This window comes from Pseudophaeobacter sp. TrK17 (assembly GCF_042192375.1).
Classification (GTDB): domain Bacteria; phylum Pseudomonadota; class Alphaproteobacteria; order Rhodobacterales; family Rhodobacteraceae; genus Pseudophaeobacter.
The window spans coordinates 3,014,007-3,026,403 of the sequence record NZ_CP071700.1 but is presented as its reverse complement, the minus strand read 5'-3'; the positions used below and the strand labels follow the sequence as shown (position 1 = coordinate 3,026,403).

At 57.1% G+C, this 12,397-nt stretch carries 11 protein-coding genes; 2 read left to right on the top strand and 9 right to left on the bottom strand.

Annotated elements, in window-relative coordinates; translation table 11 throughout:
* Positions 1-49: 49 nt before the first annotated feature.
* Positions 50-1,008 (top strand): IS630 family transposase gene (locus JZI28_RS14295; RefSeq protein ID WP_375698039.1). Its coding sequence is split into 2 segments (ribosomal slippage): positions 50-391 and positions 394-1,008, totalling 957 coding nucleotides; the frame shifts between segments, so codons are not numbered across the junction.
* Between the two features lie 32 nt (positions 1,009-1,040).
* Here the strand turns inward: JZI28_RS14295 and JZI28_RS14290 are convergent.
* The 9 genes from JZI28_RS14290 to JZI28_RS14250 all read right to left on the bottom strand — a co-directional run bounded on the left by JZI28_RS14290 (position 1,041) and on the right by JZI28_RS14250 (position 9,708).
* Positions 1,041-1,472 carry an EcoRII N-terminal effector-binding domain-containing protein gene (locus JZI28_RS14290; protein ID WP_375698038.1) on the bottom strand — a complete coding sequence of 144 codons (432 nt, stop codon included), beginning with the start codon at positions 1,470-1,472 and terminating at the stop codon, positions 1,041-1,043.
* Positions 1,469-3,280: a DEAD/DEAH box helicase gene (locus JZI28_RS14285; protein WP_375698037.1), complete on the bottom strand. Its 1,812-nt coding sequence runs from the start codon at positions 3,278-3,280 to the stop codon at positions 1,469-1,471. The genes JZI28_RS14290 and JZI28_RS14285 overlap by 4 nt, the downstream gene beginning before the upstream one ends.
* Positions 3,273-4,100: an HNH endonuclease gene (locus tag JZI28_RS14280; protein WP_222263816.1), complete on the bottom strand. Its 828-nt coding sequence runs from the start codon at positions 4,098-4,100 to the stop codon at positions 3,273-3,275. The genes JZI28_RS14285 and JZI28_RS14280 overlap by 8 nt, the downstream gene beginning before the upstream one ends.
* Positions 4,100-5,731 (bottom strand): ATP-binding protein, encoded by a 1,632-nt coding sequence (locus tag JZI28_RS14275; protein WP_375698036.1) that lies wholly within the window; start codon positions 5,729-5,731, stop codon positions 4,100-4,102. Before JZI28_RS14275 ends, JZI28_RS14280 begins: the two co-directional genes overlap by 1 nt.
* 48 nt (positions 5,732-5,779) lie before the next feature.
* A complete protein-coding gene (locus JZI28_RS14270) occupies positions 5,780-6,238 on the bottom strand; it encodes a very short patch repair endonuclease (RefSeq protein ID WP_375698035.1) in 459 nt (152 codons plus the stop codon).
* The gene (gene dcm, locus JZI28_RS14265; RefSeq protein ID WP_375698034.1) at positions 6,231-7,304 is read right to left on the bottom strand and encodes a DNA (cytosine-5-)-methyltransferase; all 1,074 of its coding nucleotides are present in this window, start codon (positions 7,302-7,304) and stop codon (positions 6,231-6,233) included. Before dcm ends, JZI28_RS14270 begins: the two co-directional genes overlap by 8 nt.
* A 264-nt stretch (positions 7,305-7,568) precedes the next feature.
* Positions 7,569-7,952 carry a hypothetical protein gene (locus tag JZI28_RS14260; protein ID WP_375698033.1) on the bottom strand — a complete coding sequence of 128 codons (384 nt, stop codon included), beginning with the start codon at positions 7,950-7,952 and terminating at the stop codon, positions 7,569-7,571.
* Positions 7,949-9,259 (bottom strand): recombinase family protein, encoded by a 1,311-nt coding sequence (locus JZI28_RS14255; RefSeq protein WP_375698032.1) that lies wholly within the window; start codon positions 9,257-9,259, stop codon positions 7,949-7,951. The genes JZI28_RS14260 and JZI28_RS14255 overlap by 4 nt, the downstream gene beginning before the upstream one ends.
* Positions 9,256-9,708 carry a DUF2924 domain-containing protein gene (locus JZI28_RS14250; protein WP_375698031.1) on the bottom strand — a complete coding sequence of 151 codons (453 nt, stop codon included), beginning with the start codon at positions 9,706-9,708 and terminating at the stop codon, positions 9,256-9,258. The genes JZI28_RS14255 and JZI28_RS14250 overlap by 4 nt, the downstream gene beginning before the upstream one ends.
* Before the next feature lie 394 nt (positions 9,709-10,102).
* On the opposite strand from JZI28_RS14250, the gene JZI28_RS14245 reads away from it, so the two are divergent.
* Positions 10,103-12,295 carry a hypothetical protein gene (locus JZI28_RS14245; protein ID WP_375698030.1) on the top strand — a complete coding sequence of 731 codons (2,193 nt, stop codon included), beginning with the start codon at positions 10,103-10,105 and terminating at the stop codon, positions 12,293-12,295.
* The last annotated feature ends 102 nt before the right edge of the window (positions 12,296-12,397 follow it).

Here is a 12,397-nt window from a genome sequence, read left to right as displayed (position 1 = left end):
ATTCCCTTGAAGCCTGATCTGTGATTCATCCTGTTTGGGAGGATGGATCATGTCAGCACCTTTGCCGGAAGCGCTACGGGCGCGATTTCAGAAGTTGGTTGAGGAAGGGTTAAGCGGGCGCGCGGCAGCGTTGCGCTTGAAGCTTTCTCCGGCCACCGGGGCGCGGTGGAGGCTTGCGATCCGACGTACCGGGCAGATCCGCGCGGCTCCTCAAGGTCGTCCCAAGGGCAAGGGAAAACTTGATCCGCACCGCAGCTTCTTCGCTGAAGTTATCGAGCAGGATGGCGACATCACGATGCCGGAACTGGCCTCTGCATTGTATGATGCGACCGGTGTGCGGGCGCACCCGAACGCGATTGGCAAATTTCTCCGCAAGCTTGGCTATACGCATAAAAAAAGTCGCTGGTCGCCGCCGAGCGCCGTCGAGCAAAAGTAAGGCAGCAACGCGAGCACTGGTTCAGGCATCGCATTCCGGCGGTGTCGGTTCAGCCCGAGCGCGTTGTCTTTATTGATGAAACCTCGGTGAAAACGAACCTGACCCGTCTCAGAGGATGGGCACCGCGCGGGGCTCGCCTAGCCATGGACGCACCATTCGGGTCATGGGGAACACAGACGTTCATCGCTGGCCTTACCGCCGAGGCCATGATCGCGCCGTGGGTGATCAAGGGCGCAATGGATGGCCCGGCCTTCGCAGCTTACGTCGAGAAGGTGCTGATACCAGAGCTGGCTCCCGGCACCGTGGTCATTCTCGACAACCTCGCCACCCATAGGAACGCCGCCGCTGCCAACGCGATGAAGAATGCCGGGTGCTGGTTCCTCTTCCTCCCGCCCTACAGTCCTGACCTCAATCCCATCGAAATGGCCTTCTCGAAGCTCAAAGCACACCTCAGACGGATCGGCGCGCGGACATTCACCGACATGTTCGAGGCCATCGCCGAGATATGCGATCTCTATTCGCCCCAGGAATGCTGGAACTACTTCAAGGCTGCCGGATATGTCTCAGGTTAAAGACGGGACGCTTTAGGGGCGGCCAATCAACCTTAATGGACCCGCCGCCAGCCCGTCAAACGGATGCGGATGCCTTGATCAGTGTCAACCTCTTCAGCGTCTTTCGGTCTGATCCCGATCGCATATTGGTTGCCGACGCCAGCACGTGAGATTTCGAACTCGTCACCTTCCCGAGCGCCTACGTCGCGAAACCAGCTTGTCATGTGAGTAATCCGGTATTCATTCCTTGTGCCGCCCGGATCGTGAAGGCGGTTGTTGTAGTAGACAAAACGGAATTTCAACTTGTGTCCAGTGTCATCGACGCACTCGATCCATGCGTCAGGATTCTTCACATCCGGGTCAAGAGATGGCAGCATCGCCAGAAGTTCGCTCTCGCCTTTGGGAATCAAGACACCGCCTTGGTGTCCACCTGTTGTGCCGACATCATTGGCACTCAGTCGCTTACGGTATTTCTCAATGCTCATGACTTCACCGGCATTATTTCAAGGGCACGTTTGAGATCATCGGCGTCACGGGTCGAGACTGGCACGGTTTCGTTCGCAAGGTCGTTTTTCCAAGCGGATCGATCAATCATTACTTCCTCCACAGTGTCCAAATAGAAAAGCCGATAGATAGTGACCGGTTCGGTCTGCCCTCTTCGGTGCGCTCGTGCACTTGCTTGGGCTTCAAGCGCAGGATTCCATACTGGGGTGAAATGGATCACAACAGTTGCCGCGGTAATGTTCAAACCCGCACCCGCCGCTTTCGGGTTGAGGACCAGGCAGGCCGGCCCTTCATGGGCGGCGAATACATCAATGATGGTTTGCCTGTCCTCCTGAGGGGTTGAGCCATTAATAGCTCCCCAATGCGTATCAGGCATGTGGGAACACGCTTGCTTGAGCAGGTCACCGATCCGATTGAAAAGAGCGAAAACAATAACCTTTCGCCCATTGGCAAAGGCCTCTCGCAGAAGGGTGACTACTCGCTCCATCTTGGGTGTTACAAGCGGCATGTCTGCGGCTGTGACAATGGCCGCATCTTCTTCGTTCTCCCCCGCGTTGCGCAGCCACGGATGAGCACAAACGAGTTGCAATTGGAGAGTGGCAACGAGGGCGCCCGCGACAGGGTATTTTTCCATAGTGGCGTCACGTACCTCGCGATAGTGGTCGATCAGCCGGTCGTCGAGTTCGAGTGGGACATCCACGTCAATCCTTTCTGGCAGATCGCTCGCCACATCCGCCACCCGGCGTTTCAGGATGATTGGATCGGTGAGACGCTTCAACTGTTGGCCTGAGTCGAGACTATCAGTGAAACTGCTCTCGAACTCCGAGAGACTGCCCAACAGTCCGGGAATGGCGAAGTCCGTCAAGGACCAAAGGTCGACCAAGCTATTCTCGACGGGTGTCCCGGTCATAGGAATGGCCCGTTTTCGGGGGATGGTTGCGATTGCCTGGCGGCGGTTCGAGTGCGGGTTTTTGATTGCCTGTGCCTCATCACAAATCACCCAAGACCATTCGAGGCTCGAAAAAATGGCGATATCATTTACCATGGTATCATAGGTTGTGATCAGCACTTGGGACGTTTGCAGCCCTGAAACCACCCCAGTCCTGTGCGCGCCTCTATGAACCGCTACCCCCAAGGTCGGTGCGAACCGAGCGATCTCGCGGGCCCAGTTAGCAATGAGGCTGGTAGGGCAGACAATCAGTGCCGGTGCCCGAGAGTTGGGCGGATTGATCATGAGCAGCGCGATGATTTGGAGCGTCTTGCCGAGGCCCATCTCGTCGGCGAGTATTAGTCCGCCGGTTCGGGAGACCGTGTCCCACATCCATTGGACGCCTCTCGCCTGGTAGGGAAAAAGCTCCGCTTCCAAGCCTGCGATACGGATCGTATCGCTTTTCAGTTCTGCAGCTTCCTTGCCCGGCTTCATGATCGTTTCCGATGGCGTGGCAGCGATGCCATCACCATCGAATCTCATGAGACGGATTGCTGTGCTGAATGGAATATCGGTTGGGTCAGCATCGCCAATTTTTTGCAGGAGCACCTGCACTGCATCACGCGGAAGCGGCCGAAATATCGTGCCGTCAACCACCCAGCAATGACGGTTGGTTGGAGCCAAGAATTCATGCCGCTCTCCTCGTACCATCTTGACGCCACCCAGACGCGCGACGATGCGGTTCTCCTCACGCTCGAGGCGGACGATTGGTTCGAGAAGTCTCTCTGAGATAGAATGGCCGGCAGGCAGAGCTTCTTTCAGCTCGGCGAACGACTCGGGAAGTTTCGTGTAGTCAACCACCGTGTTCCTCCAACATGCGCCTGATGTCTTCGACTTCCCACGGTACAGGTCGGCGGGTATGGGCCGCCCGATGACAAGATGGACAAAGAGGCAGGAGATCGGTTGCCGGGTCGTAGGGTCTGGGGTTGGCGATACTGGCCAATGGCTCCAGATGGTGCACTTCAATGATACCGCCAGCATTGTCGCCGTAGCGTCGACGTGGTTCGAGACCACAAGCTGCGCAAGTCTCACCGTGCAAGCGGATGCAGAGGAGCCGGTTGCGAGGGTTGCGCTCACGGCGATTGACGAGAGAAGGTTTTATCGCGCCTTCGAACGCCGGCTCATCGCAGATCGCGTCATCTTCGACCACGTCGTACCCGATGAGTTCGGCCATCGCCGCCATCATGGGCACGATCACTTCGCGGCAGGTATGGGAAACTGCTTCATCAGAGTCGGGTCGAACGTCGTGCCGTATCGTTGCAGCCATACGGAAGGAACCATCGTTGACGGTCCAATCATCGAGCGCCTGGGCCGCGATGGAAAGACCCGCGGCTTGGTCAATGGATGCGACAAGTGCCATGGCCAGCTGCCGATCCTCGGCCGATGCCTGACGAATCTGGCGAATAACGGCACCGGAGAAATTTCCGAATGCCAGATTGACGCGATGTGCTTTGAGTCCGTGGGGTCTAATTTCGGCAACGGGACCGTGCTGCTGGTCAAGGTCATCGAACCATATTTTCATGCCAGACCGCAGCCCGCCATTGTCTATGGCGACCGCAATGACAGCACCCGTGCCTTCCTCCAGTTCACGAACGATGAGTTCCTGCTTCGCTGCCAGCATCAGTCTTCATCATCTTCTGCCAGTTCGCCTGGTTCAGGATCCGGTAGGTTCCGTAGAAGTTTACGGAGGTTGTTTGATATCTCGGTGCGGATGTCTTCGAAAATGGGTTCTAGTTCGTCATTTGTATTGTTCTGTTCGGCCGCTGCGAATGCCCACAGCAAAAGGTCCATTCCTTCTACCGCATATCCGTTTGCGGCGGCACGCTGATAAATTTTCTGGTAAAAGTCGTGGTGTTTATTCAAAAGAACGGAGGGCACATGCCCGTCGTTTCCGGTGCTCCGGAAAGCTGGCTGCCAGAGTTCCCCGCTATTGATCGACTCAACTGCTTCAACATGCACGTAATCGGGGCTGACATTGTTCTGGATCGGTGACTTGATCCGGATCTTCGGTCCCATGTTGTTGGATATCTCGGCCGACTGGCCTTCTGGATCCACCGACGTCACCTGTGCCTTCGCGGCATTCGTCGTCGCCGCGATGTTCTTATTGGAACTACCGTGATCCACCTTGTTTTTCGCATTGGCCTGCGCTCGGCTCTGCCGCCGATAGCGGTTCCCTGCCTCGCGGTATATCGGCTGGAGAAGCGTCCGGAGCCCGTCCTCGAGATCAGGGTGGAAAAGAATGCGGGATTTCTTCACATCGATTCTGAAAGCGTCGTCCAGCTCATGCCCGAAATCGAACTCGATCCTCAAAAGGGAAGTGTGAGGTTCGGGCGCACCGAAGACATCCATCCAGCCGCCATCTTGGATTAACCGCCCCTCGCGGAATACGTAGAAGCCTTGAGCCCGGTTCGAGATGCGCGCGTATTCACGTTCCTCATCCTTCGTCATGTCGCGACGGTGTGGAAGGATCCAACCGCGGATCGTGGCGCGTTCTTCCGATCCATCCGGCATCTCAACCAATAGCGTCTGCTTTTTTTCTGGAAGAACCTGTTCGGACCTTTTCGGGTAGAAAGGATTCCACGGTACGACCGGACTGCTGTTAATGTAAATTTCTATATCCCGCTCGCGCTTATCGGATTTGTCGGTAAAGCGGTGGTAGACTAGAGAGAGGTGTTTGCTGAGGGTGTCAGCCAGCCGCTTGATTGCAGCTTGTTCCTTGGTCCCCCCAGCTTCGTATTCCTTGGACAGGATCCGGTCACACTTTTCCCAGATTACGAGGGTTCCCGTTTCTCCGCAGAGCTCTTCGAACATTTCTTCTTCGTCGGTCGATACCGGCTCGCGCAGCATTTCCCACCTGCCGCGCTCCTTCACATGGTCGAGATCCCACGCAAGTTTTGCCAGGGGCTGCTCCGTGGCAGCCCGCGAAACGATGGTGAATTTTAGGCAGACTGAACTTGAAGCCGTCTTGAGCCCGAGCCCGAATTTCCCCAGGCTTTCAGGGTTTTCGCGTACAGGCGCGCCATAACGCATAGCGCGATGGATGGTTTCTTCATCCATCCCGATACCGTTGTCGCCAAAATAGACCAGTTTTCTACCGTCTTCGTGAAGGACAATCTCGACATTGATATGGTCGGCTTTGGCAGCAATCGAATTGTCAATAATGTCGGCAGCGGCGGTCTTTACATTGTAACCAGTGTCGCGCAGCCCGAATATCAGGCGCGGGGCATCCGGTTCATTTATCAGATCATCCATCCCGCTCTTCCTCTCTCTAGCGTGGTTCCCGCAATCCGGGTTTATCAATCAAACAATTTCTCGCCTATTTGGCATCTCGCCGGAAATCTCTTGTCCGCGCAACCATCCGGCGATCTCGCTTAAGAGATCTTCCAGGGAAAAGCGCTTTGTCGCACATTCCCAAACTGTCAGTACTCGCCACTCTGATGCGATGAGCGCCTGTGCAGTCTTCTGGTCGCGTTCGACGTTTTTTGCCAACTTCTCCCGCCAGAATTCAGTCCGAGTTTTTGGCAATCTGAAATAGGAACAACCTTTGTGGGCGTGCCAGAAGCAACCGTTAACGAAAATTGCTGCCCGGTATTTCGGCAACACGAGATCGGGCTTGCCTACAAGTTGGCCGCTGTGGAGACGGAACCTGAACCCGAGACTATGCAATCCCTTGCGGACAATCATCTCGGGTTTTGTATCTTTTGGTCCAATCCCAGCCATCATTTCCGATCGGGACATCGGTGATCGTTTCTCAGGCACTCTGGTTTCTCCGCGGCCTCAGTGCGACAGTATTCTCAATCCACGGGGCCATGGCTTCGGCGATCGCTATCGCGACCGGCGCTGCAACTGCATTGCCGAATTGACGGTAAGCCTGTGCGTCGGAAACCGGGATGATCCATGGACGGTTGGAGCCGGGACGGTCGAAACCCATGAGACGGGCGCATTCGCGTGGCGTCAGTCGCCGAGGGTTCTTTCCTGGTTGCGCGATCAGAATTTCTGACCCGTCCTTGTAATACCTTGCGCTGAGTGTCCGGGCGACGCTCTCGGGAGTGCATAGGCCGAAGCCGAAACCGTTACCGGCTGCTTTATGTTTTGCGGCGTAATTCTGGAGGTAGGCCCAAAGCTTGTCAGACAGTGTGTACTTGTCTGCAACCCGCGCTAGCTGACCTTCCGTATAGGGAGGCTCGGCGATCTCGGACCCGTCCTCGGGATGAAGGATGTCCGAAAGCCGCGGGTTCGGTCCTGAAGGGATTATCACATCGTCGAGGCAGAAACGCGTGGGAACATCGCGCCGGAAACCCGAGATGAAGATGCGCTCACGGTGTTGTGGCACCCAAGAGCGTGCGTCGATCACCTTGTGATCGACATCGTAACCGAGTTCGTCAAGCGCATGCAGGATGACCCTCATGGTGTTGCCCTTGTCGTGGGACAGGAGGTTCTTGACATTTTCGAGGAGGAAGGCGCGCGGGCGATGGTGGGCGATGATTCTCACCACATCAAAAAACAGCGTTCCTTGGGTCTCATCCAGAAAGCCGTGTGCACGGCCCAGTGAGTTCTTCTTGCTCACCCCAGCGATGCTGAAAGGCTGACATGGGAAGCCAGCAAGCAGGACATCGTGAGCTGGAATATTTGTTTCCCGAATCTCCGTGATGTCGCCAGTGAGTGGATGGTGGTCGCCGAAATTCGCGGAGTAGGTTTCTTGCGAAAAGCGGTTCCACTCGCTGGTGAACACACAGGTTCCACCAGCCGCTTCAAAACCAACGCGTAAACCTCCGATACCGGCGAAAAGATCGATGAAGCTGAAACTTCTTGGTGTTTTATGCATGTGTGAACCCCTTATTATGGCACCATATCTAGCTTTCGATCTAGATGGAATAACAAGAATCTCGGAATAAAGCATGAACATCTGAGGTGAGCCAAGAGTCCGTTGCGCCACCGATAGGTTCGAAGGTCGGGCTGTCTTGGCAGCTGCCTTGCGGATGACGGTGAACGGGCGGATTGTCTTGGAGTTGTGCTGAAATGCAGCTGCACTTGCGCTTGGAATAACTCAGCGCGGCACGAACTCAACCGTGGCCGTCAGATTGGGCTGCTAGCTCAAGTGTTCCGACTGTTTTTGCCAGTCCACCGGAAATGGCTCAAGCAGCCGACTCAACGCCAATTCGGGCACCTGCGCCCCATCCAGAATCGCCTCGACGACGTCCGGAGCCAGCAGGGTCAGGCGCAGAACACGGGTCATGTAGGATGGCGCGATCCCCTCGCGCTCGGCCAGTTCAGCGATGGTTGTGAACTCGGCCGATTCCAGCATTCGCTTCCAACGGAACGCGCGGGCCAGAGCCTTCACCAGCGTATTGTCAGTTCGACGCGGTTGCTTGACGCCCTCGGGCAGCTGCATCTCCTTCCGCCCGCCGCGCTTCACGACGCGGAATGGTACGTGCAGCGTCACGGTGTCAGGTACCGGCGCCCCTCGGATCATGCAACTTCCCCGATGCCGCCTGCAAGCATCTCGCGCGCAAGGCCGCGTAGGCCGTCGACGCGTAGGCGCACGTTCAGACCCTCCGCGCCGATGTCCACGCGCTCGATCAGAAGCGCCACGATGCGTGCCTGCTCGGCGGGGAAGAGTTCATCCCACAGCGGGTCGAGCTGCTGCAGAGCCGCGCGGGCATCGGCCTCGGTGATATCGTCGGCATTGGCGCGTGCCGCCTTCCATGTCCCGGCCACGATCTCGGGTTGGCGGAACACTGCGCGAAGCTGAGCAATGACGGCGGTTTCGATCTCACCAGCCGAGACACGGCCCACGGGACACGATCCGGCGCCGTGCTTCAAAACCGTCTGGCTGACATAGTAGCGGTAGAGCTTTCCGCCTTTCCGGGTGTGCGTAGGCGAAAACGCGGCACCATCCGGGCCGTAGAGCAAGCCTTTGAGCAGCGCGGGCGTATCGGCGCGGGTGCGGGCAGCGCGCTTGCGGGGGCTCTCCTTCAGGATCGCGTGGACTTTGTCCCAAATGGCGCGGTCGATGATGGCATCATGCTCGCCGGGATAGCTATCGCCCTTGTGGACCGCCTCGCCAATATAGGCGCGGTTGTTGAGCATGCGGTAGATAAACTTCTTGTCCATCGGGTTGCCCTTGGGGGTCAGTATGCCCTTGGCAGCGGTTTCGCGGGCCAGTTCGGTGCCAGATCCGATTTTGATAAACCGCTCGAATGCCCAACGGACATGGGCTGCGCGCTCCTCGTCGATGATCAGTTTACGACTTTCAACGCGATAACCGTAGGGCGGAACCCCGCCCATCCACATGCCCTTCTTACGGCTGGCGGCGACCTTGTCGCGAATGCGCTCGGCCGTCACCTCGCGTTCGAATTGGGCGAAGCTGAGCAGGATGTTCAGCGTCAGCCGCCCCATTGATGTGGTGGTATTGAACGACTGCGTGACCGAAACAAAGGTCACGTCATTGCGGTCGAACACCTCCACTAGCTTGGCGAAATCGGCCAGCGAGCGGCTAAGGCGGTCGATTTTGTAAACGACCACCACGTCGACGAGGCCGTCCTCGATGTCCGTCGTTAGTCGCTGCAGTCCGGGGCGGTCCAGAGTGCCGCCGGAAACACCACCGTCGTCAAATTGATCGCGGACCGGTACCCAGCCCTCGGAGCGCTGGCTGGCGATATAGGCTTCGCAGGCCTCGCGTTGCGCATGCAGGCTGTTGAATTCCTGCTCGAGCCCTTCCTCGGAGGATTTACGCGTGTAGATCGCGCAGCGGAGCTTCCGGACAATCGGCTTGGTCATGCGCCCCTCCGGTGGTTTTTCAGGCCAAAGAAGACCCAGCCGTTCCAGCGTGTGCCGGTGATGGCGCGGGCAATGGCAGAGAGTGATTTGTAGGGGCGGCCCTGCCATTCAAAACCGTCGGTAGTGACGGTGACAACATGCTCAACGCCCTTCCATTCACGGATCAGCCGCGTACCGACAATGGGCGTCAAGTCAGCGCGGATGCGGCTCTTCTTGCGGTCACCCCCATCGAGTTGCTCGCCAAGGGCTTCTAGCCGCTTTACCGTTTCCGGCTTCAGGCCGCCATAAGCCAGCTCCTGGATGCGGTACGCGAGGCGACTTTCGAGGTAACGGCGATTGAACGGCGGCGGTTCGCTGTCGAACAACTCCCGCCATTGCGCCTTTAGGTCCGGCGTCGATGTGGTCTTGAGCGCGGCCAGGCGCGCGGGGATCGGATCGTGGGTCGTCATACATTTCTCCGATGAGTTGGAGTTGCATGACGCCATTCGTCGGCCGGATAGTGTAGGCTACTTTTTCCAATTTTGTCAGATACTTCCGCCCGATCACGCATCCGTAAACGAACCAGCCCGAGAGCCAGCAGGGCGCATAGCTCGGCGCGGCGCTCGGTGGGCGTCATCTGGTCGGGCGGGAACGGGTTAGGTCGCTTCATTTCGGGTAGCCGTGATTGGTGGTGTCGTTACCAATCAAAAGCCACCGCGAAGGCCTGGGCGGGACATGCGCTCTCGCCAAGCGCTGATGAGAAAGCGAACAGGTGACGAACATCTGCTCTTGTGGACCTGACTTTCGTCAACGATTATCGGAGGTTGAATCAAATTGAGAGACAACATGCATTGAGGTGATTTCATGGCGCGAAAAGCAAGTCCGATTGGCCCGAATATCCTTGCGTTGATCGAGGACGCGCGGATCGACCTTGCACGCGCGGTGCTTGCTATTCGGGAAGGCGAGAACGAACCAGAATTCAATTTGCCCAAGGATGCTCCAAATCCTTCAGATGAAGAGTCGGTCAGCGAATTTCGGCAGGAAATCATTGGAGTTTTGTCAGATTTTGATCTGGACGAATTGCGGCCAGCCGAGCAGCGCTGTCGCAGGATCCGTGCACTCGCAGAAAGCAAGGGCATTTCATCCCTCACGACAATTGTCGACAAGCAGTTCACGGAAGAGCAGGCGCGGGAAATCGAGGCGCAGCCTGATCCGCTCTGCAGGAGCATCTGGGCGTTTCTCAACACACGCCAGACTTTCGAGGATGCGGAGAGTTTTCATTTCGCACGCCAATTCCGCGACCACGGTAAGATGTACGATGCGTTCGAGGTCGAATTGGAAAAGGCGATCAACCTTGACGCAAACGCAATCGATGAAACCGCGCTGGCGTCGAAGATCACGGAGGTCCTCGAACTCAAGACAATCTGTACGGTGAAGGCGCTCGACCTGCCTTCTACTGAAGCGCATCCGACATCAATCATGCTGATTGTCCGTCACGGCGGCCCATTGTCGAGCGTGCACGACCATCGCGACGACGGGCGGCGGGGAACGATCTATTTCCGACCGCCAAACGAAGCGACCTTGATCTACACCCCATCAAAAAGGCAGATCGAAATTTGCGCCGAGAGTCCGGTCGTTCGGCAGAAGGTGGGCGATGCCTTCGCCGAGGTTACGCTGGAACACGACATTTCTCAAAAACCGCTGACCTGGAAGCGTTACAACCTCAGCCGTTTCCGCACATCTCTGGCACTTTCAATCCCGAAGATCGAAGGTGTGGAAATCCAGGTGGCACGGGTGCTGGAAGTGGAAATCCGTCTGGGCCATTGGAGCCGGAAACTGGCTCTCAAGGTCGCCATTGATGATGACATCCAGGAAATCGCGACGAGATATCTCGGCCGGGGCAACATTTTCCGGCGGGCTGCCAGCTTCAGCCGTATTGGCATTGCAGTGAAGTACAATCGTGCAGGCGACGCCAAGGAACGCTCCCTCAATATCACTGTGTCAGGCGCCAAGAGCTGCAATCTGCAGAGCAACAAGGACCCCGACGAACGCAGTCTCGGATTTGCGTTGCTGCACGAATGGGGGATCCTGAGCGCCTTCCGTCAGATCGACAACGGCGATTTGCGTGCCATGTTCGCCCAACTGGTGGACCTCTACGATCTCGAGGAAGACGAGGTCACGGGTGGATACTTGCGTGAGATCGGGCTTGATCCTGATCGTCTGATTGAGGGTGGGCTGCTCGAGCGGCGTGACCGGCAGGATGTCGTGCTGATTGACGAGGACGACATCAACGGTGAGGTCGAGATCAAGCCCTCATCGACCCCAGGAATGGTCTCGGCGACAGGTCCGTTCGGAGAAAACGCGGGCGAACATCCTACGGTCGATCTGGAACGCTATCAACTCAATCGCGAATGGCTTCAGGAAACTGTCCTGAAATTCATCCGCCCATTGCTGACAAGCAAGGGAGCGCAGGTCGTTGATCAGGATCTGGTCCTGATCGGTGACATGGGGACGGATGGCGATCGCAAACCGGTCTATTTTGCACGGCGATTGTGTGATCCTCAGGTCATCAACAAGCTCGATCAGCTCCTGCGGGCGCGGAATCCGTCTGGGATCGGGATAGTCCTGACATCCAGCACCAATACACTCACCTGCCTCGGGCCGAATGTCGTCATTCCGGTGCTCACGCATCTGTCCGATGAGGGCGAAGACTTGGTGTTGTCGCGCGATGCGTTGGCGCAGACCTTCAGTTCTGGACGGAATGTTGCCGCGGGGGGCAGTTCAGTCGCAGTGCTCAAGTCAGGCAACCAATCCGCTTCATTGTGCATCCCCGGAAAAGCACCGCTTGCCATTCTTGGTGCAAATCAGATCCGGATCTTCGAAAAGCTTGTCGCGGCGCATCTTGCCGGCAGTCCAGATGTCAAGACGGCTGACCTCATCGAGGATACTGGCGTCAAGAGCCCACAGCAGGCGTTCAAAAAACCGATGTGGGAGAGCATTCTTGACGTCTACATCGCCAAGGGTTCGACCCGTGGATATTGGCGACTTGTCGTCTGATCTGGCCGATCTCGGCGGGCCGGTCTGACGACGGTCTAAAATATTGCGGGCGACGGTCTAAAAAACCGCTGTCTATTGGAAAGGCTCACTCAGTCAGAGGAG

Coding starts and splice junctions, on each gene's coding strand:
- JZI28_RS14275 (WP_375698036.1), bottom strand. CDS start 5,731: ATGGATGATCTGATAAATGAACCGGATGCCCCGCGCCTGATATTCGGG.
- JZI28_RS14255 (WP_375698032.1), bottom strand. CDS start 9,259: ATGACCAAGCCGATTGTCCGGAAGCTCCGCTGCGCGATCTACACGCGT.
- JZI28_RS14245 (WP_375698030.1), top strand. CDS start 10,103: ATGGCGCGAAAAGCAAGTCCGATTGGCCCGAATATCCTTGCGTTGATC.
- JZI28_RS14250 (WP_375698031.1), bottom strand. CDS start 9,708: ATGACGACCCACGATCCGATCCCCGCGCGCCTGGCCGCGCTCAAGACC.
- JZI28_RS14290 (WP_375698038.1), bottom strand. CDS start 1,472: ATGAGCATTGAGAAATACCGTAAGCGACTGAGTGCCAATGATGTCGGC.
- JZI28_RS14280 (WP_222263816.1), bottom strand. CDS start 4,100: ATGCTGGCAGCGAAGCAGGAACTCATCGTTCGTGAACTGGAGGAAGGC.
- dcm (WP_375698034.1), bottom strand. CDS start 7,304: ATGCATAAAACACCAAGAAGTTTCAGCTTCATCGATCTTTTCGCCGGT.
- JZI28_RS14260 (WP_375698033.1), bottom strand. CDS start 7,952: ATGATCCGAGGGGCGCCGGTACCTGACACCGTGACGCTGCACGTACCA.